Annotated in this window: 24 protein-coding genes; 11 read left to right on the forward strand and 13 right to left on the reverse strand. The window is 65.0% G+C overall.

Translation table 11 applies throughout. The annotated features are described in order from the left end of the window. Positions 1 to 13 precede the first annotated feature (13 nt). Entirely contained in the window at positions 14 to 1,414 is a 1,401-nt protein-coding gene (lpdA, locus tag ACVIIV_RS08565; protein WP_456743794.1) for a dihydrolipoyl dehydrogenase, read from the forward strand. A 34-nt stretch (positions 1,415 to 1,448) separates the two neighbouring features. After that, on the forward strand, positions 1,449 to 1,979 hold the full coding sequence (locus ACVIIV_RS08570; protein ID WP_456743795.1) for a hypothetical protein: 531 nt from the start codon (positions 1,449 to 1,451) through the stop codon (positions 1,977 to 1,979). Positions 1,980 to 2,164: 185 nt separating this feature from the next. On the opposite strand, the gene ACVIIV_RS08575 is transcribed toward ACVIIV_RS08570, so the two are convergent. Continuing rightward, positions 2,165 to 2,755, reverse strand: coding sequence for a DUF4337 domain-containing protein (locus ACVIIV_RS08575; RefSeq protein WP_456743796.1), 591 nt, complete (start codon positions 2,753 to 2,755; stop codon positions 2,165 to 2,167). Between the two features lie 83 nt (positions 2,756 to 2,838). Next, on the reverse strand, positions 2,839 to 3,804 hold the full coding sequence (locus ACVIIV_RS08580; protein ID WP_456743797.1) for a tyrosine recombinase XerC: 966 nt from the start codon (positions 3,802 to 3,804) through the stop codon (positions 2,839 to 2,841). 111 nt (positions 3,805 to 3,915) lie between these two features. On the opposite strand from ACVIIV_RS08580, the gene ACVIIV_RS08585 reads away from it, so the two are divergent. Then, the gene (locus ACVIIV_RS08585) at positions 3,916 to 6,123 is read left to right on the forward strand and encodes a primosomal protein N' (RefSeq protein ID WP_456743798.1); all 2,208 of its coding nucleotides are present in this window, start codon (positions 3,916 to 3,918) and stop codon (positions 6,121 to 6,123) included. A gap of 428 nt (positions 6,124 to 6,551) precedes the next feature. On the opposite strand, the gene ACVIIV_RS08590 is transcribed toward ACVIIV_RS08585, so the two are convergent. Beyond that, positions 6,552 to 7,052, reverse strand: coding sequence for a septal ring lytic transglycosylase RlpA family protein (locus tag ACVIIV_RS08590; RefSeq protein ID WP_456743799.1), 501 nt, complete (start codon positions 7,050 to 7,052; stop codon positions 6,552 to 6,554). A 665-nt stretch (positions 7,053 to 7,717) separates the two neighbouring features. Between ACVIIV_RS08590 and ACVIIV_RS08595 the strand changes: the two genes are divergently transcribed. The 5 genes from ACVIIV_RS08595 to ACVIIV_RS08615 all read left to right on the forward strand — a co-directional run bounded on the left by ACVIIV_RS08595 (position 7,718) and on the right by ACVIIV_RS08615 (position 12,831). After that, positions 7,718 to 8,278 carry a F0F1 ATP synthase subunit delta gene (locus tag ACVIIV_RS08595; protein WP_407116095.1) on the forward strand — a complete coding sequence of 187 codons (561 nt, stop codon included), beginning with the start codon at positions 7,718 to 7,720 and terminating at the stop codon, positions 8,276 to 8,278. Further along, complete coding sequence (gene atpA / locus ACVIIV_RS08600) at positions 8,278 to 9,807, forward strand: F0F1 ATP synthase subunit alpha (RefSeq protein WP_456743800.1); 1,530 nt, start codon at positions 8,278 to 8,280, stop codon at positions 9,805 to 9,807. The genes ACVIIV_RS08595 and atpA overlap by 1 nt, the downstream gene beginning before the upstream one ends. Positions 9,808 to 9,986: 179 nt before the next feature. Continuing rightward, positions 9,987 to 10,859: a F0F1 ATP synthase subunit gamma gene (locus tag ACVIIV_RS08605; RefSeq protein ID WP_456743801.1), complete on the forward strand. Its 873-nt coding sequence runs from the start codon at positions 9,987 to 9,989 to the stop codon at positions 10,857 to 10,859. A 34-nt stretch (positions 10,860 to 10,893) separates the two neighbouring features. After that, positions 10,894 to 12,336, forward strand: coding sequence for a F0F1 ATP synthase subunit beta (atpD, locus tag ACVIIV_RS08610; RefSeq protein ID WP_456743802.1), 1,443 nt, complete (start codon positions 10,894 to 10,896; stop codon positions 12,334 to 12,336). 87 nt (positions 12,337 to 12,423) lie between these two features. Continuing rightward, positions 12,424 to 12,831 carry a F0F1 ATP synthase subunit epsilon gene (locus ACVIIV_RS08615; RefSeq protein ID WP_456743803.1) on the forward strand — a complete coding sequence of 136 codons (408 nt, stop codon included), beginning with the start codon at positions 12,424 to 12,426 and terminating at the stop codon, positions 12,829 to 12,831. Positions 12,832 to 13,027: 196 nt separating this feature from the next. Here ACVIIV_RS08615 and ACVIIV_RS08620 read toward each other — a convergent pair whose 3' ends face one another. From ACVIIV_RS08620 to ACVIIV_RS08660, 9 genes are all read right to left on the reverse strand, one after another. Beyond that, complete coding sequence (locus ACVIIV_RS08620) at positions 13,028 to 13,528, reverse strand: RNA pyrophosphohydrolase (RefSeq protein ID WP_456743804.1); 501 nt, start codon at positions 13,526 to 13,528, stop codon at positions 13,028 to 13,030. 205 nt (positions 13,529 to 13,733) lie between these two features. Continuing rightward, the gene (locus tag ACVIIV_RS08625; RefSeq protein WP_456743805.1) at positions 13,734 to 14,237 is read right to left on the reverse strand and encodes an RNA pyrophosphohydrolase; all 504 of its coding nucleotides are present in this window, start codon (positions 14,235 to 14,237) and stop codon (positions 13,734 to 13,736) included. A gap of 74 nt (positions 14,238 to 14,311) precedes the next feature. Next, complete coding sequence (locus ACVIIV_RS08630) at positions 14,312 to 15,535, reverse strand: divergent polysaccharide deacetylase family protein (protein ID WP_456743806.1); 1,224 nt, start codon at positions 15,533 to 15,535, stop codon at positions 14,312 to 14,314. Between the two features lie 159 nt (positions 15,536 to 15,694). Beyond that, entirely contained in the window at positions 15,695 to 17,053 is a 1,359-nt protein-coding gene (locus tag ACVIIV_RS08635) for a S41 family peptidase (protein ID WP_456743807.1), read from the reverse strand. Next, on the reverse strand, positions 17,050 to 18,372 hold the full coding sequence (locus ACVIIV_RS08640; RefSeq protein WP_456743808.1) for a murein hydrolase activator EnvC family protein: 1,323 nt from the start codon (positions 18,370 to 18,372) through the stop codon (positions 17,050 to 17,052). Before ACVIIV_RS08640 ends, ACVIIV_RS08635 begins: the two co-directional genes overlap by 4 nt. 33 nt (positions 18,373 to 18,405) lie before the next feature. Beyond that, positions 18,406 to 18,888 carry a 23S rRNA (pseudouridine(1915)-N(3))-methyltransferase RlmH gene (gene rlmH, locus ACVIIV_RS08645; RefSeq protein WP_027547557.1) on the reverse strand — a complete coding sequence of 161 codons (483 nt, stop codon included), beginning with the start codon at positions 18,886 to 18,888 and terminating at the stop codon, positions 18,406 to 18,408. A gap of 95 nt (positions 18,889 to 18,983) precedes the next feature. Continuing rightward, positions 18,984 to 19,340, reverse strand: a complete 357-nt coding sequence (gene rsfS / locus ACVIIV_RS08650; RefSeq protein WP_035702860.1) for a ribosome silencing factor — start codon at positions 19,338 to 19,340, stop codon at positions 18,984 to 18,986. Between the two features lie 207 nt (positions 19,341 to 19,547). Further along, on the reverse strand, positions 19,548 to 20,192 hold the full coding sequence (locus ACVIIV_RS08655) for a nicotinate-nucleotide adenylyltransferase (RefSeq protein ID WP_456743809.1): 645 nt from the start codon (positions 20,190 to 20,192) through the stop codon (positions 19,548 to 19,550). Positions 20,193 to 20,212: 20 nt separating this feature from the next. Continuing rightward, on the reverse strand, positions 20,213 to 21,520 hold the full coding sequence (locus ACVIIV_RS08660; RefSeq protein ID WP_456743810.1) for a glutamate-5-semialdehyde dehydrogenase: 1,308 nt from the start codon (positions 21,518 to 21,520) through the stop codon (positions 20,213 to 20,215). A 195-nt stretch (positions 21,521 to 21,715) separates the two neighbouring features. On the opposite strand from ACVIIV_RS08660, the gene ACVIIV_RS08665 reads away from it, so the two are divergent. Beyond that, positions 21,716 to 21,994 (forward strand): type II toxin-antitoxin system ParD family antitoxin, encoded by a 279-nt coding sequence (locus ACVIIV_RS08665; protein WP_157286469.1) that lies wholly within the window; start codon positions 21,716 to 21,718, stop codon positions 21,992 to 21,994. Further along, positions 21,984 to 22,268 carry a type II toxin-antitoxin system RelE/ParE family toxin gene (locus tag ACVIIV_RS08670; protein WP_456743811.1) on the forward strand — a complete coding sequence of 95 codons (285 nt, stop codon included), beginning with the start codon at positions 21,984 to 21,986 and terminating at the stop codon, positions 22,266 to 22,268. Before ACVIIV_RS08665 ends, ACVIIV_RS08670 begins: the two co-directional genes overlap by 11 nt. Before the next feature lie 25 nt (positions 22,269 to 22,293). Here the strand turns inward: ACVIIV_RS08670 and proB are convergent, their stop codons facing one another. Then, positions 22,294 to 23,415 (reverse strand): glutamate 5-kinase, encoded by a 1,122-nt coding sequence (gene proB, locus ACVIIV_RS08675; protein WP_456743812.1) that lies wholly within the window; start codon positions 23,413 to 23,415, stop codon positions 22,294 to 22,296. Positions 23,416 to 23,604: 189 nt separating this feature from the next. Here proB and ACVIIV_RS08680 point away from each other — a divergent pair, with 189 nt between their 5' ends. Continuing rightward, positions 23,605 to 24,573: a Bug family tripartite tricarboxylate transporter substrate binding protein gene (locus ACVIIV_RS08680; RefSeq protein WP_456743813.1), complete on the forward strand. Its 969-nt coding sequence runs from the start codon at positions 23,605 to 23,607 to the stop codon at positions 24,571 to 24,573. Positions 24,574 to 24,598 lie beyond the last annotated feature (25 nt).

The raw sequence follows: 24,598 nt of genomic DNA on the forward strand, positions 1-24,598 counted from the left end.
GGGACTTTCTCTCATGGCTACCTACGATCTCGTCGTCATCGGCACCGGACCGGGCGGTTATGTCTGCGCGGTACGCGCGAGCCAGCTCGGCATGAAAGTCGCCGTGGTCGAAAAGAACGCAACGCTCGGCGGCACCTGCCTCAATGTCGGCTGCATGCCGTCCAAGGCGCTGCTGCACGCCTCGGAAATGTTCGAGGAAGCCGGCCATTCCTTCGCCAAGATGGGCGTGAGCGTTTCCGCGCCGAAGCTCGATCTGCCCGCGATGATGAACTTCAAGCAGCAGGGCATCGACGGCAACGTCAAGGGCGTCGAGTTCCTGATGAAGAAGAACAAGATCGACGTGCTCAAGGGCACCGGCAAGATCTTGGGGACCGGCAAGGTCGAAGTCTCCGCCGACGGCAAGTCGCAGACGATCGAGACCAAGAACATCGTGATCGCTACCGGCTCGGACATCGCGCGCCTCAAGGGCATCGAGATCGACGAGAAGCGCATCGTGTCGTCGACCGGCGCGCTGTCGCTGGAGAAGGTGCCCGGCAGATTGCTGGTCATTGGCGCCGGCGTGATCGGGCTCGAACTTGGCTCTGTGTGGCGCCGGCTCGGATCCGAAGTGATGGTGGTCGAATTCCTCGATCGCATTCTGCCCGGTATGGACGGCGAGATCGCCAAGCAATTCCAGCGCATCCTTGAAAAGCAGGGATTTGCATTCAAGCTGGGTTCGAAGGTCACCGGCGTCGAAGCGAACAGCAAGGCATTGCTGGCGAAAGTCGAGCCGGCTGCCGGCGGTGCCGCCGAGACCATCGAGGCCGACGTCGTGCTCGTCTGCATCGGCCGCACGCCCTACACCGACGGTCTCGGCCTGAAGGAAGCCGGGGTCGCGCTCGACCCGCGCGGCCGCGTCCAGATTGACCCGCATTTCGCCACCAGCCTGAAGGGCGTCTATGCCATCGGCGACGTGGTCGCGGGCCCGATGCTCGCGCACAAGGCCGAGGATGAGGGTGTTGCGGTCGCGGAGATCATCGCAGGCCAGGCCGGCCACGTGAACTACGACGTGATCCCGGGCGTCGTGTATACCACGCCGGAAGTGTCCTCCGTCGGCAAGACCGAGGAGGAGCTGAAGCAGGCGGGCACAGCTTATACCGTCGGGAAGTTTCCCTTTACCGCCAACGGCCGCTCCAAGGTCAACCAGACCACCGACGGCTTTGTGAAGATTCTCGCAGATGCGAAGACCGATCGCGTGCTCGGCGTGCACATTATCGGCCGCGAAGCCGGCGAAATGATCCATGAAGCCTGTGTTCTCATGGAATTTGGCGGCAGCGCGGAAGATCTCGCACGCACCTGCCATGCCCATCCGACCCGCTCGGAGGCCGTCAAGGAAGCCGCGCTTGCAGTCGGCAAGCGGGCCATCCATATGTAACGACGCGCCCAGCGCCGAACCGGGCGGGAAACACATGCTGCGCCGCCTCCTTCAACCGGTCTGGGTCCTGCTCGCGATCGTCTTCCTGATCGAAGCCTGGCTGTGGGACCATCTCGAACCGATCGTTGCAAAGGTCGTCTCAGCCATCCCGCTCGCGCGGTTCAAGCAATGGCTGACGGAGCGCGTCGATGCGCTGTCGCCGGCCATGACGCTGATCGTGTTCGCGGTCCCCGTCATCCCGCTGTTTCCGCTCAAGCTGGTCGGCCTGTGGCTGCTCGCGCACGAATACTGGACCAGCGCAGTCTTCACGATCGTGTTCGCGAAACTTGTCGGCGTCGGCGTCACTGCCTTCGTGTTCGACGTGACGCGCGCCAAGCTGCTGGAGATGCGCTGGTTCGAGCGGATCTATGATCTGGTGCTGAGGGTGCGCGCCAAGGCCGCGGAGCTGGTCGACCCGATCAAGCGCCGCATCCGCGAGCTGATCGCCGGCAACGGCGAAGGCTGGTCCGCCCGCACGCTGCGCCAGATCCAGCGTTTTAGGAAGAGCGTGCACCAGGCGCGTTGAGCGCCGGCACAATCAGCCTCTCCCCGTCACCCTGAGGTGGCCGCTTCTTCAGCGGCCCTCGAAGGGCGACGGCCCGGCTGCAGCTCGGCCGTTCATCCTTCGAGGCTCCAAGCGCAGTGCTGATGCACTGCGCTCCTCGCACCTCAGGATGACGGGATTAACAGCGCGGCCGTTACGTGCAGCGACTAATGCAAATGCAACAGATGCGGCCACCATAGGCCGAGCGCGGTCATGATCAGGCCGGCGATCGTCAGAACGCCGCCGACATAGGCGAGCGCGATCATGCCGGTGATGATGGTGGCGGACGCCAGCACGATGCCGATCTGGAACGCGGCCGACGCCAGCTCGAAGTGATGGTATTTCGCCGTCGCCTCGTCGCGATCGTGCTCGGCGTGCTTGGCCTTCGCCGCGAGCTGCTCGGTGCCTTCGCCGGTCTCGGGTTCGGAGCGGTAGCGCTGCGCAGTCTTGGTCCAGTCGTCGACCTGCTTCTGCACCGTAGCCTTGATGGCATCGTCGGTCGCACCGGCCAGGGTCAGCTTGCCCTGCTCGGCCGCGGTCAGCACCACGGTGCGGCGGATGCTCTTGGCCTGGAAGAACGCCCAGAGATTGGCGGCCTCGACGTTCTTGCTGATCGATTCGGTCTGGGCGCCTTTGCCGAGCGTCTCCGAGATCGCCAGGAACAGCGCCAGCACGGCGATCAGGAGCGCGATCTTCTTGTTCGAGCCGGACGCGTGCTCGGCGTGCTCGGCATGCTCCATGCTTTCATGTGCGCTCATAAATCTCTCCTGCCTCGGTCCCGCAACGATTGACCGAACCGCGCGCGCCGCGCAAGAGGCAAGGAAGTTATGACGTCAGTGTGTCAGCGCCGCGGATGCGCGCTGGCATAGACTTCCAGCAATCGCTCGGAATCGATTCCGGTATAGACCTGCGTGGTCGAGAGCGAGGAATGGCCGAGCAATTCCTGGATGGCGCGCAGATCGCCGCCGCGCGACAGCAGATGCGTGGCGAAGGAGTGGCGCAGCGCGTGCGGTGTGGCGCTGTCGGGAAGTCCGAGCGCGCCGCGCAGCCGCTCCATCGCGAGCTGGATGATGCGCGGGCTCAAGGGGCCGCCGCGTGCGCCTACGAAGATCGGCCCTTCCGCGGGCAGCGGATACGGGCACATCGCGACGTACTCCTGCACCAGCGCGAGCACGTTTTGCAGCACCGGCACCATGCGGGTCTTGTTGCCCTTGCCGGTCACGACCAGCACGTCGCCTTCGCCGGGCCGCGGCACTTCTCGGCGTTTCAGTCCGAGTGCTTCGGAGATGCGCAGGCCCGAGCCGTACAAGAGCGCCATCACCGCAGCATCGCGCGCCAAAATCCAGGTCTCGCGTTCCTCGCCGGCGCGCTCGTCGGCATCGGCAAGACGTTTGGCCGATGCCATCGGCAGCGGCTTCGGCAGGCTCTTTGCGACTTTTGGCGCGCGGATCGCTGATAACGCGCCGACCTTGCCTTTGCCTTCGCGCTCCAAAAAACGGCCGAACGAGCGTAAGCCCGCCAGCGCGCGCATCAGGCTGCGGCCGGCAATGTCGTCGGCCCTGCGCATTGCCATGAAGGCGCGGATATCCGTGGCTTCGAGCGCCGCGAAGCGCTTGAGCGTGACCCGCTCGCCCCAATGGGCACAGAGGAAATCCAGGCACTGCCTCAAGTCGCGGCCATAGGCCTCCAGCGTCTTCGGCGACAGCCGCCGCTCGGCGCCGAGATGCGCCAGCCAGCGCGCCATCTCCTGCGCGATCGAGGGATCGGCGCTGGCGAGCTCGATCAAGGGGGCGGCCGCTTTGCTCATGCGCTCTGGACGTGGTGATTCCGCACAGTATATCGCATCACACTCGTTTATCGTTCGCTAAGGCGGGCCCGCGGCGCTAGCCTCAAGTCCCCGAGTTCCGATTCTCCACCCATGGATCACACACCGCGCAACACCGCCCCCGCCAACGCGACCCGCATGGTCGACGTGCTGGTGCCTGTCGCGCTCGACCAGACTTATTCCTACAAGGTGCCGCGCGGCATGGAGCTGAAGGCGGGCGATCTCCTTAGTGTGCCGCTCGGCCCGCGCGAGGTGCTCGCCGTGGTCTGGGGCGAAAACGCCAATCCAGATCCACGCCTGCACAACCGCCTCAAGGAGGTCAGCGAAAAGCTCGACATCCCGCCGCTCAAGCCGGAGCTGCGCCAGGTGGTCGACTGGGTCGCGAATTACACGCTGAGCCCGCGCGGCATGGTGCTGCGCATGTGCCTGCGGATGGGCGAGAATCTCGGCCCGGAGCGGGCGCGCGCCGGCGTGCGCCTCGTCGGCGATCCCCCGAAGCGGCTGACGCCGGCGCGGCAGCGGGTGCTCGCGCTGCTGTCGGACCGGCTGCTGCACGGCAAGTCCGATGCGGCCAAGGAAGCCGGCGTCTCCTCAGGCGTGATCGACGGCCTCGTCGATGAAGGCACGCTCACGGTGGAGCCGATGCCGCCGCCTCCTCCCCCGCCGGCGCCCGATCCGGATTTCGGCCGGCCGGATTTCACGCCGCTGCAGCGCGCCGCGGTCGACACGATGCGCGCGCTCGCGGCCAATGGCACGTACCACGTCGCGCTGCTCGACGGTGTCACCGGCTCGGGCAAGACCGAGGTCTATTTCGAGGCGGTTGCCGAAGCCATTCGCCGCGGCAAGCAGTCGCTGATCCTGATGCCGGAAATCGCGCTCACCGGCCAGTTCCTCGACCGCTTCGCGCAGCGTTTCGGCGTGCGGCCGATCGAGTGGCACTCCGAGCTCACACCGCGCACCCGCGCGCGCAATTGGGCGGCGATCTCCGCAGGCACCGCACCGGTCGTGGTCGGCGCGCGCTCGGCGCTGTTTCTCCCCTATGCCAATCTCGGCCTCATCGTCGTCGATGAGGAGCACGACCAGGCCTACAAGCAGGACGAGGGCGTGCATTACCACGCCCGCGACATGGCGGTGGTACGCGGGCATATCGCAAAAATCCCGGTCGTGCTGGCCTCTGCCACGCCGTCTGTCGAGTCCGAGGTCAATGCGCGCAAGAACCGCTATCAGCGCATCGCGCTGCCCTCGCGCTTCGGCGGCCAGCACATGCCGCATATCGAGGCGATCGATCTGCGCCGCGAGCCGCCCGCGCGCGGCCGCTTCATCTCGCCGCGGCTTGCCGGCGAGATCAGAACCGCGATCGAGCGGCGCGAGCAGGCGCTCTTGTTCCTCAACCGCCGCGGCTATGCGCCGCTGACCTTGTGCCGTGCCTGCGGCCATCGCTTCGCCTGCACCATCTGCGACGCCTGGCTGGTCGATCACCGCTTTCGCCAGCGTCTGGTCTGTCACCATTGCGGCTTCTCGATGCCGCGCCCGCATCTCTGCCCGAACTGCTCGGCCGAGGAATCGCTGGTCGCCGTCGGTCCCGGCGTCGAGCGCCTGCAGGAAGAGGCGGCCGCGCTGTTCCCGGAGGCACGCACCATGGTGCTGTCGAGCGATCTCATCACCTCGATCGAGACGATGCGAAGCGAGCTTGCCGAGATCGCGGAGGGCCGCGTCGACATCATCATCGGCACGCAGCTCGTGGCAAAAGGTCACAACTTCCCGCGGCTCAATCTGGTCGGCGTGGTCGATGCGGATCTCGGTCTCAGCAACGGCGATCCCCGCGCGGCGGAGCGTACCTGGCAATTGCTCAACCAGGTGATCGGCCGCGCCGGTCGCGAGCAGGGCCGCGGCGTCGGCTATCTCCAGACCCATCAGCCCGATCATCCGGTGATGAGGGCGCTGATCGCCTGTGACCGCGAGGCCTTCTACGACAGCGAGATCGAGCTGCGCGAGAAGACGCTCTATCCGCCGTTCGGCCGGCTCGCCAGCCTGATCATCTCCGCCGGCGACCGCCCGGCCGCTGAAGGCTTTGGCCGCAAGCTCGTCGCGCTCGCGCCGCGCGACGAGCGTGTCGTGGTGCTCGGCCCGGCCGAAGCGCCGCTCGCCGTCATCAAGGGCCGCTACCGCTTCCGCATCCTGGTGAAATCGGCGCGCGGTTTCGATCTGTCGGATTACCTGCGCAACTGGCTCGCGGTTTGCCCGAAGCCATCAGGCAATCTGAAGCTGGAAGTCGACGTCGATCCGCAGAGCTTTTTGTAGGGGCTGCCCCCCCCCCCCGCTCTCTCCACGTCATTGCGAGGAGCCCTTGCGACGAAGCAATCCAGAGTCTTTCCGCGGAAAGATTCTGGATTGCTTCGCTGCGCTCGCAATGACGCGATGGGAGCAGTGCGTCCTGTCTCCTCTCGTGCCCCGGACGCCATAAGCGCGTTTACGCGCGTCTTCGACGCGCTATGGCAGCGCTTCTTCAGCGGTGCGCTGCAGAGCCGGGGCCCATGCCGCACACGGCTCCGCGGCTTCCTGGGTCGCGGCTCTGCGCCGCAACGCTTGCGCGTTGCAGCTTGTCCGGGACACGGCGATGACGGGGCCAAACAAAAAGCCCGCGGTCCCCCAAGACCGCGGGCTTGTTTCGTGCGCGCATCAAACTGATGGAAACTGCGCGCGTGCGGTGAGGCGCTTGAAGCGCGCCGTTAGGAGACGACTTCCGCGGTGACGCGGCCGACGCCGGCGCCGGTGAGGCCAATGGCGCGGGCAGCGCCCGTGGAGAGGTCGAGCACGCGGCCGCGAATGAACGGACCGCGGTCGTTGATGGTGACGACCACGCTCTGGCCGCGGTGGGTGACGCGCAGCTTGGTGCCGAACGGCAGCGAACGGTGCGCCGCGGTCATGGCGTTCTGGTTGAAGCGCTGGCCCGAGGCGGTCCGGCTGCCGGACTCGTTGCCGTAATAGGAGGCCACGCCGGAGAAGCTGCGGCCCGTGCCGGAGGTCGGCGTCATCGACGCATTGGCATTGCGCCAATCGGACGTCGCGTTGGTATCGGTCTGGGCGTGGCGGTGATGATGGTGGTGACGGTGATGCCTGGATTTGGCGGAAGCCTCGGTGGCGGTTCCGCCGACGAGGAGAGTTGCGGCAACGAAAGCAATCGCTGTGCGCGGCCGGGTCACAAAGCCCAGCGTCTTCAAAGACAGCATTTAGTGGTCCCTAAGCTAGTATTGCCACACATGTGGCTAGTGGAGCCCCCATCAGTTTGTGAGCGGATTGGCGTTTCGATTCCCAATGAGGCGTGAATTAGGCAGTAAATCTGCAATGTTTCGTCATGAAATATCTTGTTACCGGCGTACGATATTCGTCTGATGTTCCGTAATCTTCGGCTTTAACGATTTATTAACCTGCGAATTATTTGGAACTACTGTAAAGCGAAGTCATCGCCCCGATTGTTTAGAATTGGGTAAGTATTCGGCAGGTGGAACCGACGAGGCCGGATTCACGCCTCGCTGATTCGTGTTCATGGCCGCTATGCGCTGGCGGCAGGAACCAATGGAGGGGCTCGTGGCAAGGTTCGCGGCAAGGCTCGCGGCATTTCCGCGCGGGGACATCGGTGCCGGCTCCTCGCCGTCGGTCTCAAGGCGTTGCCGGCTGCGACGAACTGGCGACAGAACCTCGTGCCTTTAATTTGGCGTCATGTTGCACCTGCGCGCCTGCTATGTTAGCAAAGCCGCGATTTTAACGAGCCCGGCACCTCCCGTGCTGGTCGAAAATCGAAGTCCCGCTTGAATTCCAAGGGCTTGGATCGCTAGGCGCCGCTTCGTGGCGACGGTTTTTCCCTTGCGAGTTTGACAGCAAAAAGAGCGCGTCTGTGGCTGCAGAAGATACGTCCGTTTCAGGTGTGTCCGGCCGTTATGCAACGGCCTTGTTTGAACTGGCCCGCGACCAGAAAGTGGTCGATGAGGTCAAAGCCGATCTCGACAAATTCGACGCCCTGCTGAACGAAAGCGCTGATCTGAAGCGCCTCGTCCGCAGTCCGGTGTTCGCGGCGGACGCCCAGTCCAAGGCCCTCTCGGCCGTGCTGGACAAAGCCGGCATTGCCGGCATCTCCGCCAACTTCCTGAAAGTGCTGACCGCCAACCGTCGCCTGTTCGCGGTGGCCGACGTCATTCGCGCCTACCGCGCTCTCGTTGCCAAGTTCAAGGGCGAGACGACGGCCGACGTCACCGTGGCGGAAGCGCTCTCGGACAAGAATCTCGATGCCCTCAAGGTTGCCTTGAAGTCGGTAACCGGCAAGGACGTCGCGCTGAACGTGAAAGTCGATCCCTCGATCATTGGTGGCCTCGTCGTCAAGCTGGGCAGCCGCATGGTGGATGGTTCGCTTCGCACCAAACTCAATTCGATCAAGCACGCGATGAAAGAGGCAGGCTGATGGACATCCGCGCCGCGGAAATTTCCGCGATCCTCAAGGACCAGATCAAGAATTTCGGCCAGGAAGCTGAAGTCTCCGAAGTCGGACAGGTGCTGTCCGTCGGCGACGGTATCGCCCGCGTCTACGGTCTGGACAACGTCCAGGCCGGTGAAATGGTCGAGTTCGAGAACGGCACCCGCGGCATGGCGCTGAACCTCGAGACCGACAACGTCGGTGTCGTTATTTTCGGCGCCGACCGTGAAATTAAGGAAGGTCAGACGGTCAAGCGCACCCGCGCCATCGTGGACGCCCCGGTCGGCAAAGGCTTGCTCGGCCGCGTCGTCGACGCGCTCGGCAACCCGATCGACGGCAAGGGTCCGATCCAAGCCGACAAGCGCATGCGCGTCGACGTCAAGGCGCCCGGCATCATTCCGCGCAAGTCGGTGAGCGAGCCGATGGCGACCGGCCTCAAGGCCATTGACGCCCTGATCCCGATCGGCCGCGGCCAGCGCGAGCTGATCATCGGCGACCGTCAGACCGGCAAGACCGCGATCGCGCTCGACACCATCCTGAACCAGAAGCCGCTCAACGCGCAGCCCGACGAGAACATCAAGCTGTACTGCGTCTACGTCGCGGTCGGCCAGAAGCGTTCCACCGTCGCCCAGTTCGTGAAGGTGCTGGAAGAGCAGGGTGCGCTCGAATATTCGATCGTCGTCGCCGCCACCGCGTCGGATCCGGCGCCGATGCAGTACATCGCGCCGTTCACCGGCTGCACCATGGGCGAGTACTTCCGCGACAACGGCATGCACGCGGTCATCATCTATGACGATCTGTCCAAGCAGGCCGTCGCCTACCGCCAGATGTCGCTGCTGCTGCGCCGTCCGCCGGGCCGCGAAGCCTATCCGGGCGACGTGTTCTATCTGCACTCCCGCCTGCTCGAGCGCGCGGCGAAGCTGAACAAGGACCAGGGTTCGGGCTCGCTGACGGCGCTGCCGGTCATCGAAACCCAGGCCAACGACGTGTCGGCCTACATCCCGACCAACGTCATCTCGATCACCGACGGCCAGATCTTCCTGGAAACCGACCTGTTCTTCCAGGGTATCCGTCCCGCGGTGAACGTCGGTCTGTCGGTGTCGCGCGTCGGCTCCTCGGCGCAGACCAAGGCCACCAAGAAGGTCGCCGGCAAGATCAAGGGCGAGCTGGCGCAGTACCGCGAAATGGCGGCGTTCGCGCAGTTCGGCTCCGACTTGGACGCCTCGACCCAGCGCCTGCTCAACCGCGGCTCGCGTCTCACCGAGCTATTGAAGCAGCCGCAGTTCTCGCCGCTGAAGATGGAAGAGCAGGTCTGCGTGATCTGGGCCGGCACCAACGGCTATCTCGATCCGCTTCCGCTCAACAAAGTGCGCGCGTTCGAGGACGGCCTGCTCTCGCTGCTGCGCGGCAAGCACGTCGATATCCTCAGCGCGATCCGCGACAGCCGCGATCTCGCCGACGACACCGCTGCCAAGCTGAAGTCGGTGGTCGAAGGCTTTGCGAAGAGCTTCGCGTAATTAGAGAACTGTCATGGCCGGGCTAAAGCGCGAAGCGCGTCTTCGCAACTGAAGTCCCGGCCATCCACGTCTATCGACGTGTGAGGCGGCACGTGGATGCCCGGGACGAGCCCGGGCATGACGACTGGGATAGGCTAGCGGCTTGATCCAAGCGATCGAACCGCCGGGGTGAACGAAGAATGGCGTCACTTAAAGACATGCGCGTCCGCATCGCCTCCACCAAGGCGACGCAAAAAATCACCAAGGCCATGCAGATGGTCGCGGCCTCGAAGCTGCGCCGCGCGCAGACCGCCGCGGAAGCGGCGCGTCCCTATGCCGACAAGATGAGCGCGGTGATCTCCAACATCGCCAGCGCCGCGGCGGGCTCGCCCGGCGCGCCGACGCTGCTGGCCGGCACCGGCAGGGACCAGGTTCACCTGCTGCTGGTCTGCACCGGCGAGCGAGGCCTGTCCGGCGCCTTCAACTCCTCGATCGTGCGCCTAGCCCGCGAGCGCGCCCTGGCGCTGATCGCGCAGGGCAAGGAAGTGAAGTTCTTCTGCGTCGGCCGCAAGGGCTACGAGCAGCTCCGCCGCCAGTTCGACAAGCAGATCGTCGAGCACATGGATTTGCGCAGCGTGCGCCAGCTCGGCTTCGTCAACGCCGAGGATATCGCCAAGAAGGTGCTGGCTCGTTTCGATGCCGGCGAGTTCGACGTCTGCACGCTGTTCTACTCGCAATTCAAGTCGGTGATTGCGCAAATCCCGACCGCGCAGCAGATCATTCCGCTGGTGGTCGAGGAGGGCGCTGCCGCGAGCACCACGTCTTACGAATACGAGCCGGAAGAGGACGAGATCCTCACGCGCCTGTTGCCGCGCAACCTCGCGGTGCAGATCTTCCGCGCCCTGCTCGAGAACAACGCCTCGTTCTACGGCGCGCAGATGTCGGCGATGGACAACGCCACCCGCAACGCCGGCGAAATGATCCGCAAGCAGACGCTGGTCTACAACCGTACGCGCCAGGCGCAGATCACCAAGGAACTCATCGAAATCATCTCCGGCGCAGAAGCAGTCTGACCGGACACGAAATTCGGATCGAAGGAGACAGTAAATGGCTACAGCAGCCACACAGATCGGTCGCGTTACCCAGGTCATGGGCGCCGTCGTCGACGTGCAGTTCGAAGGCCACCTGCCGGCCATTCTCAACTCGCTGGAGACCAAGAACGGCAACAACCGCCTGGTGCTGGAAGTCGCGCAGCATCTCGGCGAGTCGACCGTCCGCACCATCGCGATGGACGCCACCGAAGGTCTGGTGCGCGGCCAGGAAGTGACCGACACCGGTCAGCCGATTTCGGTTCCCGTGGGTGACGGTACGCTGGGCCGCATCATGAACGTCATCGGCGAGCCGATCGACGAGGCCGGCCCGATCAAGTCGGAAGGCACCCGCGCCATCCACCAGGAAGCGCCGACCTACACCGACCAGTCGACCGAAGCCGAAATTCTCGTCACCGGCATCAAGGTCGTCGATCTGCTCGCTCCGTATGCGAAGGGCGGCAAGATCGGCCTGTTCGGCGGCGCCGGCGTCGGCAAGACCGTGCTGATCCAGGAGCTGATCAACAACGTCGCCAAGGCGCACGGCGGTTACTCGGTGTTCGCCGGTGTCGGCGAGCGCACCCGCGAGGGCAACGACCTCTATCACGAGTTCATCGAGTCCAAGGTCAACGCCGATCCGAAGAACCCGGATCCGAGCGTGAAGTCGAAGTGCGCGCTGGTGTTCGGCCAGATGAACGAGCCGCCGGGTGCCCGCGCCCGCGTCGGCCTGACCGGCCTCACCGTCGCCGAGCACTTCCGCGACCAGGGCCAGGACGTGCTGTTCTTCGTCGACAACATCTTCCGCTTCACGCAAGCGGGTTCGGAAGTGTCGGCGCTGCTCGGCCGTATTCCTTCGGCCGTGGGTTATCAGCCGACGCTCGCGACCGACATGGGCGCGTTGCAGGAGCGCATCACCACCACGCAGAAGGGCTCGATCACCTCGGTGCAGGCCATCTACGTGCCCGCCGACGACTTGACCGACCCGGCGCCTGCGACCTCGTTCGCGCATCTTGACGCCACCACCGTGCTGTCGCGCGCGATCTCGGAAAAGGGCATCTACCCCGCGGTGGATCCGCTCGATTCGACCTCGCGCATGCTCTCCCCGCTGGTCGTCGGCGAGGAGCACTACGCCGTCGCCCGTCAAGTCCAGCAGGTGCTGCAGCGCTACAAGTCGCTCCAGGACATTATCGCCATTCTCGGCATGGATGAGCTTTCGGAAGAGGACAAGTTGACGGTGGCTCGCGCCCGCAAGATCGAGCGCTTCCTGTCGCAGCCGTTCTTCGTCGCCGAAGTCTTCACGGGATCGCCGGGCAAGTTCGTCGACCTCGCCGATACCATCAAGGGCTTCAAGGGCTTGGTGGAAGGCAAGTATGACCACCTGCCGGAATCTGCCTTCTACATGGTCGGCACCATCGAAGAAGCCGTCGAGAAGGGCAAGAAGCTGGCGGCGGAGGCCGCCTAAGCTGGCGAATAGCGAATAGGGAGTGGCGAATAGCTGCTCCCTGTTTCAATCACTCGCCTTTCGCCACTCACCATTCGCAGGTTTCTTATGGCCACCTTCCATTTCGATCTCGTCTCTCCGGAAAAGCTCGCCTTCTCGGGTGAGGTCGATCAGGTCGACATCCCCGGCGTCGAGGGTGATTTCGGCGTGCTGGCGGGGCATGCGCCGGTCGTGGCTGCGATCCGGCCAGGCATTCTCACCGTGACCACGGGCGGCAGGCATGAAAAGATCATCGTGCTCGGTGGTCTCGCCGAAGTCTCCGAAAGCGGCCTGACCGTTCTCGCCGACGTCGCGACGTCGCTGGACGAGCTCGATCGGGCACAGTTCGCCGAGACCATCGCGGAGATGGAAGAGGGGCTGAAGGAGCACGAAGGCGACGAGCTCGATCAGGCCATCGAGCGGCTCGACCACTTCAAGAGCATCCAGCAGCAGCTCAGCTCCACGGCTATGCACTAAGCCCCGGCGCAGCTGCTCCGGGGCTCGAAAAGACGACCTTGCAAAGGCATCCCTGAACAGCTTCAGCGCTCGCCACCACCGTGGCGGGCGCTGAAACTTTGTTGCACGATCGACGGCGCGGAAATGGCAGCGCTGCCGCTCATTTGCTCGAAATATCGAATACTTAGGTACTGTGCATGGGGTTGTTTTCGCAGTTTTAGTTTGCGAACCCCGCAAACTGCTCGGCCACCGCGCGATAGACCTCACGCCGGAACGGCACCACGAGATCGGCGACCCGGTCGAGGCGCTCCCAGCGCCAGGCGTCGAACTCGGCGGGCTGGCCGTTGCGCGGCGTCAGCGGATCGATCTCGTCGTCCTTGCCGGAGAAGCGCAGCGCGAACCATTTCTGCCGCTGGCCGCGAAATCTTGCCAGCCGATGCGTCTGCGGCCCGTCATAGGGCGGAAACTCGTAGGTGAGCCAGTCGGTCTCGCCAAGGAATTCGGCGCTGACGACGCTGGTCTCCTCCCAGAGCTCGCGCATCGCCGCATCGCGCAAGTTCTCGCCCTCGTCGACGCCACCCTGCGGCATCTGCCAGTCAAGGCCCGGCAGGATGATCTCGGGACCGTCGCCCTTGAAGCGGTGGCCGATCAGCACACGACCGTCGGTGTTGAACAGCGCAATCCCCACGTTGGGGCGGTAGGGTTTTTGTTCGGTCATCTTTGTCATTCCGGGACGCGCGGAGCGCGAGCTATGGTGCGCAATTGCGCACCTGAGAATCCATAACCACAGGCTGGGGTTTGTTGAAAGCTCGCGGTTGCGACCCTCCGCACAACGTCTCCCTGGGGTATGGACCCCCGCCCCCCGTGCGCAATTGCGCACTAGGCGGGGGTGACGAGCGGAGGGTTGGGATGGAGCTCGCTGTCTAACCTGCCAGCGCGGAAAATTCCTGCACCACGCGCTCATAGACTGGGCGCTTGAAGGGAATGATCAGCCCGGTCAGATTCTGCATCGGCTCCCAGCGCCAGCTCACGAATTCCGCCTTGTGGCCGCCACCGCCGGGCCTTTCGACGTTGATCTCGCTGTCCTTGCCGGTGAAGCGCACCGCGTACCATTTCTGGCGCTGGCCGCGATAACGGCCCTTCCAGGCGCGCCCCGCAACGGTGCGTGGAATGTCGTAAGTAAGCCAGTCCGGGACTTCGCCGAGCCGCTCGACCGAGCGCACGCTGGTCTCCTCGTAGAGCTCGCGCTTGGCGGCTTCCCAGGTGTCCTCGCCGGGATCGACGCCGCCTTGCGGCATCTGCCAGACATGGGCGTCGTCGACATGCTCGATGCCGCCGGCGCGGCGGCCGATGAACACCAGTCCTTTTGGATTGATCAGCATCACACCGACACAGGTCCGGTAGGGCAGATCCTCGTAACGCGCCATTCCGCCAGACCTCGCATGCCTTAGGTCCGGCTTGATGCGGCCCCGCGGGAGCCGTGCCGTACCAATTCGTTGATTTAGCTGGATTTTGATTTCAGCATCGCGGTTGTCAATGGCACCAAAAGGATACCTCGGTCGCCCAATGTCTTGGTCCAGGCGCTGATGCGCTCGATCGAGACGGGCAGGGCAGAGGCCGTGCCGACAGCGATCCCGCGCTCGCGCGCCGTCGCTTCGAGCTTGTTCAGGGCGCGGTCGATCTCGGTCGGGGTCGGCACCACGTCGATCGCGATGTCGCCCTTGCCGAACGGCATCGCCTGGTTCGCCGCGGCCTGGGGCGCGATGCTGCGTGGCGAGGCGCCGTCGTCGAAGAAGCCGAGGCCGCGCTTGGCCGCCTCGTGGATGATCGGCTGCATCGCCGGCTCGGTCGCGATGAAGCGGGCGCCCATGAAATTGGTGAGGCCGGCATAGCCCTGCATCCGGCTCAGATGCCAGTACAGGCGGTCCATGTTCTGGTCGGCGCTGAGCGAGGTCAGCAGCGTCTGCGGACCTGGATCGTTGTCGGGGAAGTCGTAGGGCTCCATCGGGATCTGGAGGAAGATCTCGTGGCGCTGCGCGCGGGCCCGCTCGGCGAGCTTGCCGGGGTCGGCGCCATAGGGCGTGAAGGCCAGCGTCACCGCTGCCGGCAGCTTCATGATAGCGTCGGTGGTCTTGGCGGCGCCGACGCCGAGGCCGCCGATCACGATCGCGACCACGGGCATCTTGGCGGCCTTGGCGCGGTCGGCGTCTGCCGCATAGACGTTGAACGGCTTCAGTCCGTCGGCGACCACCGGGATCATGCCGTAGCGTGATTTCTCCAGCAGCTTCGGATTGATCCCGGCCATGACGGGCGGCGGGGCGGACGCTGCCTCGCCCTTGTCGGCGGCATCGGCGCTGCCGATCACCACGTCGTGGCGTGCGCCGGTCGAGCCGTCGATCATGGTGACGGTCTTCTGCTCACCGGGGGCGGCCTGCTTCGGCGCTTCCTTGCTCTCGTGCTTGCCCTCCGGCTTGCTCTCCGAGCCGTGGCCCGAGGCCGCCGGCTTCTCGTCCGTGGCATTGGGAGCGCGGATTGCAATCCGGGTGATCGGCTCGCCGCCGAGCGGGTCCTTGTTGAAGATGGCGAAGCCGGCAAAGGTGACGAGGAACAGGCCGAGCAGCACGGCAAGCAGCTGCATGGCCGTGAACGGCAGCCGCAGCCGGCGTTTCCGGCGCGGCTTGTCCTGTCCGAGCGGGGCGCTCAGATCATCGGCCGTCTCAGTCATGCGCGATCCCGAATCACTCACGCCGACGATACCACGCCGCGGTCAAGCGGCGGCAGGCCGGGATAGGCCGGGGACGACGGCACCTCCAAGCAAAAAGGGCGGCTTCCTGAAGCCGCCCTTTTCGTGAGATCGTGCGTGGCGCCGACTTAGTTCGCCGCCTTAGTTCGCCGCCTTGGGCTTGTCGGTCGTGGCCTTGCTGTCGCCACCCGGCGTGGGTGCGGCGGAGGCGCTGTTCTTGATGCCGTGGAGCAGGTCGCCGGCAAGCTTGAGCGCCTTGTCGTCCTTGGCATCCGGCGGGACGTAGGACTGCGAGCCGGTCTTCTCGTCGCCATCGTTCTTCAGATGGCCGCGCAGCGAAGCCTCGCCTTTGGTGTCGGTGCGCGACTTCAGCTCGTCCGGCACGTCCTGGAGCACCTCGATGTCGGGCACGATGCCCTTGGCCTGGATCGACTTGCCCGACGGCGTGTAGTAGCGCGCGGTGGTCAGCCGCAGCGCGCCGTTGCCGCTTCCGAGCGGAATGATGGTCTGCACCGAGCCCTTGCCGAACGAGCGCGTGCCGACGATGGTCGCGCGCTTGTGGTCCTGCAGCGCGCCCGCGACGATTTCGGAGGCCGAGGCCGAGCCGCCATTGACCAGCACGATGACCGGCTTGCCCTTGGTCAGGTCGCCGGAATGCGCGGTGCGGCGCTGGGTCTCCTCGGCGTTGCGGCCGCGGGTCGAGACGATCTCGCCCTTCTCCAGGAACGAGTCGGAGACGGTGACCGCTTCCTCGAGCAGGCCGCCCGGATTGTTGCGGAGGTCGACGATGAAGCCCTTCAGCTTGTCGCCGATCTGGTTCGAGAGGCTGGAGATCTCGCGCTTCAGGCCTTCGGTGGTCTGCTCGTTGAAGGTGGTGATGCGGATATAGGCGATGTCATCCTGCTCGACGCGCGCGCGCACCGAGCGGACGCGGATGTTGTCGCGCACCAGGGTGACCTCGATCGGATTGTCCTGGCCCTTGCGGATGATCTTGAGCTTGATCTTGGTGTTGACCGGGCCGCGCATCTTCTCGACCGCCTGGTTCAGGGTCAGGCCCTGCACCGCCTCGTCGTCGAGATTGGTGATGATGTCGTTGGCCATGACGCCGGCACGCGAGGCCGGCGTGTCGTCGATCGGCGAGACCACCTTGATCAGGCCATCTTCCATGGTGACCTCGATGCCGAGCCCGCCGAACTCACCGCGGGTCTGCACCTGCATGTCGCGGAAGCTCTTGGCGTCCATGTAGCTCGAATGCGGATCGAGACCGGTGAGCATGCCGCTGATGGCGGACTCGATCAGCTTGGTGTCGTCCGGCTTCTCGACATAATCGGAGCGCACGCGCTCGAACACGTCGCCGAAGAGATTGAGCTGGCGATAGGTGTCCGCGGTGGCGGCTCGCGCGCTGGAGCCCATGAACACCGCGCGCGGCTGGGTCACGAACAGCGTCAGCGCTGCACCGGTGGCGGCGCTGAGGAGGATTACTGAAGTCTTGCGCATCATCCGCGAACCTTCTCGCCTTCATTTGCGGCCCACCATGGGCCTGGATCGATTGGAGTGCCGTCCTTACGGAACTCGACATACAGCACAGGTTGACTCGCGTTCGTGGCGAGAATGGAGGCGACTTGAGATGTCGACCCCATGGTCGCGACCGGCTCCCCCGTGAGCACAAACTGTCCGATGTTGACCGAAATGCGCTCCATCCCGGCGATCAGGACATGATACCCGCCCCCGGCATTGAGGATCAAGAGTTGTCCATAGCTGCGGAATGGGCCCGCATAGACCACCCAGCCGTCACACGGCGTCGTGACCTGGGAGCCGGGCTTGGTGGCCAGCGAAATACCCTTCTGGACCCCGCCGACCCCGTCGGAACCGCCAAAATCCCTGATCTTGTTACCGTTAACCGGAAGCGGCAGGAGGCCCTTGGCCGAGGCGAAGGCGATCGCCGGGGTGGTGCGGGACTTGTCCTTGAAAGCGCCCGGACCGGACTTGGCGCTGGCGGCCGCCTTGGCCTCGGCCTGCCTTGCAGCCTCAGCCGCCTTCTCGGCCGCCTTGGCGGCGCTTTGCAGGTCCTGCTCCATCTTGGCGATCAGCCCCTGGAGATCGCCGACCTGCTTTGAAAGCGCGATGGCGCGCGAATTCTCGGCGTCCAGGTCCTTTTCGCGTGCCGCCTGCTGGCGCTGCCGCTCGTCGACCAGGGCGGCGAGCCGGGTCTGGTCGTTGCGGACCTTGTCGCGGTCGGAGGCGAGCTGGTCGCGCTCGGTGGCGATGGTCTTGCGCAAGGCCACGAGCTCGCCGAGCTCGCCCGCGATCTTCTCGGCGCGGCCGCGCAATTCCGGCACAACGGCGCCGAGCAGCATCGCCGTGCGCAATGACTGCAGTGCATCTTCGGGCCGCACCAGCAGCGCCGGCGGCGTGCGCCGCCCGGCGCGCTGCAGGGCCGCCAGCACCTCGACGATGTCGGCGCGGCGCGAATCGAGTGAAGCGCGCATCTGCTGCTCGCGGCCGTTCAGCGCGCGCAGCCGCGCCTCGGCCTCGTCGATCTTGGTTTCCACAGTGCGCACATTGGCGGCGGTCTCGATCAGCTGCTGATTGAGCTGGGTGCGGTCCTGGCCGAGCGCGGTGATCTCGGTCTTGAGCTTGGCCTGCGCTTCCTCCGCGCTCTTCTGTCTCGCGCGTGCGGCTTCCAGCTCCTGCTCGCGCTGCTTGATGGCGTCGGGCGAGACGGCCGCGGTCTGGGGCGCCGGTGCTGCCGTCTGAGCTTGCGCGAGGCTTGTGCCTGCGAGGCTTGCAATCAGCAGACTGAGGACAGGCGCTCGCATCGCTTTAGGCAGACGTGCTCGTTGTGGCGCGAATCACGCGCGGTGATAGGGATGGCCGGCTAGAATGGTGGCGGCCCGATAAAGCTGTTCCAGAAGCATGACGCGGACCATTTGGTGCGGCCAGGTCGCAGAGCCGAACGCGATCGCGAGCTTGGCCTTACGGCGCAATTCGGGCGAAAGTCCGTCCGCCCCTCCGATCACGAAGATAGTATGTCCGGCTCCCTCGTCGCGCCAGCGTCCGAGATGCCGTGCGAATACGGTGGAGTCGAGATTCTGGCCGCGCTCGTCCAATGCCACCAGGATCGATTTGTCCGGGATGTGCGCCGAGATCGCCGCGGCCTCTTCTGCCATCCGCGTCGCGGTGTCGCGCGCGCGGCTCTCGGGGATTTCGTGGATGCTGAGCTCGCGGAATCCAAGCTTGCGGCCGGCCTCGTCGAACCGCTCGAAATAACGGTCGGCAAGCTCCCGTTCGGGGCCCTGCTTCAGCCGGCCCACCGCAATGACAGCAACACGCATGATGGCTTCAGCGCCGTGTTTTCAAGACCGCGCGCATTCCGGACGCGCACGACGCTAGCATGCGCGTCAGCCGATTCGAAATCGGCTCGATGAGCCTAGATCGCCTTCGCCGCCCCTGGGCCCTGCGTGTACAATCTCTCGAGATTGTAGAACTCGCGGACCTCGGGTCTGAACACGTGCACGATCACGTCGCCGGAATCGATCAGCACCCAGTCGCAATTGGGCAAGCCCTCGACATGGATGTTCTTGACGCCGTTTTCCTTGAGGCTCTTGGTGACGTTTTCCGCGATCGCGCCGACGTGCCGGTTCACCCGGCCGGTGGTGACGATCATGTAGTCGGAGTACGCCGATTTGCCGCGAAGGTCGATGGTGACCGTCTCTTCCGCCTTCATGTCCTCGAGGCGGGAGAGGATCAGGCTCAGCGTCTTGTCGGCGTCGGGTTGCGCCTTCAAGGCCGCAGCTTTGGTCGATGTTTTACGCGTAGGCTTGGCAACCTTGGGTAAAACAGGCTTGGACAATACAGATGCGGTCAGGGACCATTCCTTTCACTGTATCGCGAACGCCGAATCCGGCGCTCACTGGTTACACTACATCATGTGGGGTTAAGGGTTTCAATATGCCAGAGAGCCCGTAGTCCACACCATGTCCGCACATCCGTCTCAGTTCGTACCTTTCCAGCTCCCGTCCGGGTTCCGCAGGCCCGTCGAGGACAGATTCAGCTTCAATCCGGTCAGGAATACCCAGGCCGGTGCCGGCCGATCTGCTAGCAGGGCTGCCTTATGCTCGGGCAGACGGTAGCGCGATAGCGCCTGGGCGGCGGGCGAGCTGAGGGCGCGAAAGCTCTGCGGCGGGCGATCGATCACTGCCATCGGCACCTGGGCGGCGATGCGCCGCCAGTCCTGCCAACGATGGAATTGAGCGAGATTGTCGGCGCCCATGATCCAGACAAAGCGCAAGCCGGGGAAGCGCCGGCGCAAGGTGTTGATCGTGTCGATAGTATAGCGGGTGCGAATGACGGATTCGAGACAGCTCACCTCGATGCGCGGATCATCGGCGACCTCGCGCGCCGCCTGCATGCGCGCGCCGAGCTCGTGCAACGTGCCGTTCTCCTTGAGCGGATTGCCTGGCGTGACCAGCCACCAGACGCGATCGAGCTGCAATCGCTTGAGCGCGAACCGGCTGATCGCGCGATGGGCTTGGTGCGGCGGATTGAAGGAGCCGCCGAGCAGGCCGATGCGCATGCCCTCCGTGTGGGGCGGGACCGCTTGCGCCACAAGACGCGGCACGACGAAATTGTTGCTCAATGCCCGCCCTGCAACATTGCTTACGGTCGCGTCTGCCCGGTGCCGTGAACGCGATACTTGAAGCTCGTCAACTGCTCGGCGCCGACCGGGCCGCGGGCATGAAACCGGCCCGTGGCAATCCCGATCTCGGCGCCGAAACCGAACTCGCCGCCATCGGCAAACTGCGTGGAGGCGTTGTGCAGCACGATCGCGGAATCGACCTCGCTCAGGAATTTCTTCGCCGCACGCTCGTCAGCGCTCACGATCGCGTCGGTATGATGCGAGCCGTGATTCTGGATGTGTGCGATCGCGCCGTCGACGCCGTCCACCACCTTCGCCGCGATGATCGCGTCGAGATATTCGGTGTCCCAATCGTCCTCGCTGGCAGGCCTGACCCGTGCATCGGCCTTCTGCACGGCGTCGTCGCCGCGCACTTCGCAGCCGGCATCGAGCAGCATCTCGACCAGCGGCTTCAGGCTCTTGCCGGCGGCGGCACGATCGACCAGCAGCGTCTCGGCCGCGCCGCAGACGCCGGTGCGGCGCATCTTGGCATTGAGCACGATCGACTTCGCCATGGCGAGGTCGGCGCTGCCGTCGACATAGACGTGGTTGACGCCTTCGAGATGCGCGAAGACAGGCACGCGCGCTTCCTGCTCGACGCGCGCGACGAGGCTCTTGCCGCCGCGCGGCACGATGACGTCGATGGCCCCGTTCAACCCTGACAGCATCATGCCGACCGCGGCGCGGTCGCGCGTCGGCACCAGCGTGATCGCAGCTTCGGGCAGGCCGGCTTCGCGCAGGCCCTGCACCAGGCAGTCATGGATGGCGCGGCAGGAACGAAAACTGTCCGAGCCGCCGCGCAGGATCACGGCATTGCCGGATTTCAGGCACAGCACGCCGGCATCCGCCGCAACGTTCGGCCGGCTCTCGAAGATCACGCCGACGACGCCGAGCGGCACACGCACGCGCTCGATGGTCATGCCGTTCGGCCTCTGCCAGCTCTCGATGACGACCCCGATCGGATCGGCAATGCCGCGCACGATGCCGATACCCTCGGCCATCCCTTCGACCCGCGCCGACGTCAGCGTCAGGCGGTCGATGAAGGCGGAGGTGGCATTGCCGGAGGCGCGGGCCTCCGCGACGTCCTCGGCATTGGCGGCGAGGATCGCCGCCGAGTTGGCGCGGATCGCCCGCTCCATGGCCTCCAGCGCCCGGTTCTTCTGCTCCGGCGACGCCAGCGCCAGCACGCGCGCGGCCGCGCGGGCACGGGTGGCGAGATCGGACATCAGCGCCAAGAGATCGCTAGTCCGATCGGCATTGCCGTCAACGGCTTTGAGGGGGGCGGCCATGGGAGTTCAACCTTCTGCTAAGGCGGTGTCCTAGCACGGAAATCCAGCTTTTGCGAAGGGCGGGGAGGGTATGGCAGGGGTTCGGTTGGCGCCGTCAGGTCGGCCAATGGCCGGGTTGGGCCGGAGGCGGGGCGCATCCTTGCGGGATGCCCAGATATCAATAAGTAGCATATTTTGATAACGGAGCCGTCCCCAATGGCGAGCAGCTACAGCATCGGCAAGCATTTCGAGGATTTGATCGACACTCTGGTCGAGAGCGGCCGCTATGCCAGCGCGAGCGAGGTGATGCGCGAAGGTTTGCGCCTCGTCGAGGAGCGCGAGGAGCGCCGAAAGCTCAAGCTGGAGGCGCTGCGGGAGGAGATCCAGAAGGGCTTCGACAGCGGGCCGATGGAGGAGGTCGATGTCCAGGAATGGATGAACGACATCAAGGCGCGGGGACGGCAACGCTTGGCCGCGCGCAAACGTGGCAAATAGATTTCGCAAAACCCCGCAAGCAGACGTCGATCTCGATTCGATCTGGGACTTCATTGCTTCACACAGCGTCCGGTCCGCCGACAAGCAGATCGCGCGGATCGCCGAGATATTCGAAATGCTCTTGGGGAATCCGCTTGCCGGGCGCGAACGCCGGGACTTACGCATCGGCTTGCGCAGCTTCCCCCGTCGGCAATTACGTCATCTTCTATGTTCCGTTACCGGACGGCGTCGAGATTGTCCGCGTCATGCACGGCCGGCAGGATATCAACGCTGACGACATGCAATAGCCGCGGCTGGCTTTACCCGCCCACCACCAGATCGTCGCGGTGGATCATCTCCGCGCGGCCGCTGATGCCGAGGATGGCCATCACGTCCGGGGAGGAGCGGCCCTTGATCCGCTCGGCATCATCGGCGTCATAGGCAATCAGGCCGCGGCCGACCTCGCTGCTGTCGGGGCCGCGCACGATCACCGCATCGCCGCGGGCGAACTGGCCCTCGACCTTGATCACGCCGGCCGGCAGCAGGCTGGCGCCGGCGCGCAGCGCCGTTACGGCGCCGGCATCGATGGTCAGCGTGCCCTTCGGCTCCAGCGTCCCCGCGATCCAGCGCTTGCGCGAGGTGATGGGATTGGCCGGCGTCAGGAACCAGGTGCAGCGGCCGCCATCGGCGATCGCCTGCAAGGGATGCTCGATCTTGCCGGAGGCGATCAGCATGTGCGTGCCTCCGGTCGTCGCGATCTTGGCCGCCTCGACCTTGGTGCGCATGCCGCCGCGCGACAGCTCGGACTCGGCGTCGCCCGCCACGGCCTCGATCTCCGAGGAGATGCTGTCGACGACGGGAATGAGCTTGGCGTTCGGATTGTTCTTCGGCGGCGCGTCGTAGAGCCCGTCGATGTCGGACAGCAGCACGAGCAGATCGGCGCTCGCCATGGTGGCGACGCGCGCGGCGAGGCGGTCATTGTCGCCGTAGCGGATTTCGTTGGTCGCGACCGTGTCGTTCTCGTTGATCACGGGGATGGCGCGCCATTCCAGGAGCTTGCCGATGGTGGAGCGCGCATTGAGATAGCGGCGGCGCTCCTCGGTGTCCTGCAGCGTCACCAGGATCTGGCCGGCGCCGATGCCGTGGGCCCCCAGCACCTCCGACCAGATCCGCGCCAGTTCGATCTGGCCGACGGCCGCGGCGGCCTGGCTCTCCTCCAGCTTCAGCGGGCCGCGCGGCAGCTTGAGCCGGCTGCGGCCGAGCGCGATCGAGCCTGAGGACACCACGAGCACGTCGCGTCCCTCGCGGTGCAGCTTGGCCATGTCGTCGGCAAGCGCGGCGAGCCAGGACGCCCGCAGCTCGCCCTTGTCGGAATCGACCAGCAGCGCGGATCCGACCTTGACGACGATGCGGCGGAATTGACTGAGTTCGGGGCTGGCCATGGCGGTCGTCAAATTGCTCTGTCGTTGGTCCGGCGGAGCGAAAAAGGGCGGCGCCGATGCGGCTAGCTTTTGCAGCAGGACGGTGGCCGGCGCAAGGCAGCGGAGCCGGTAAATAGGCCGAACGGCGCCCTTGTCGGCCGAGGCCCGGGCAGTCTATGCCTCGAATAATCAATAACGAGGGAGGATGACGTGGACCGACGCAGCTTCATCGCCGGAGGCCTCTCGCTGCCCTTGCTGGCGCAGGCCAGTGGCGCACATGCTCAATCCGGTCCGCTGACGCGCATCATCTTCCCGTTCGCGGCAGGCGGCAGCGGTGATGCCTTGTGTCGTCTCATCGCCGAGCAATTCGGCGCCGCGCTTGGGCGAACCATGATCGTCGAGAATCGTACCGGTGGGGACGGGTTGATCGGAATCAGGGCCGTGAAGGGCGCAAGCTCCGACGGCAATACAATCTTGGTGACGACCGGTCCGACCATGTACCTGCTGCCGATGGTGGAGAATCAACCGAGCTTCGACGCGGCCAGGGATTTCGTCCCCGTGTCGCAACTCGTTCGCTTCGAGTTTGCCGTCGTTGCAAGTCCCGCGATCGGGGTGGGTAGTTTTAGTGAACTCGTCATCTGGTTGAGGGCAAATGTCGCAAAGGCCGCCTATGGGACACCAGGCAGCGGCAACATCCCGCACTTCCTCGGATGGCGACTTGAACAGATCCTTGGTCTTTCAATGACCCGGGCGCCCTATCGCGGGAGCGCGCTTGTCATGAATGATCTCATCGCCGGCCATCTGCCGTTCGGCATCACCACGGTATCCGATGCGATCGCGCAGCATCGTGCCAACGGCGTGAGGATCCTCGCGATTGCAAGCGCAGAGCGCTCGCCGTTCGTCCCCGATGTGCCGACGCTGAAGGAAAGCGGCATCGATCTCGTTGCCGACGGCTGGTACGGCATGTGGCTCCCCGCCGGCAGCCCGCCGGATTTTGCCGAAAAGCTCAGCGCAGCCGCGGTCGCGATGCTGGCCAAGCCGGAGGTGAAGGACAAGCTCGCCGCCATCGGCCTGATCCCGGTCGGCAGCACGGCGGAAGGCCTGTCAAAACAGCTCGCGGCGAATATCGCGTTCTGGCGGCCGATCGTGCAGGCGACGGGCTACAAGATCGAGAATTAGGACGAGCGATGCGCTGTCTCCCCTC

Source organism: Bradyrhizobium sp. USDA 4354 (assembly GCF_054060315.1).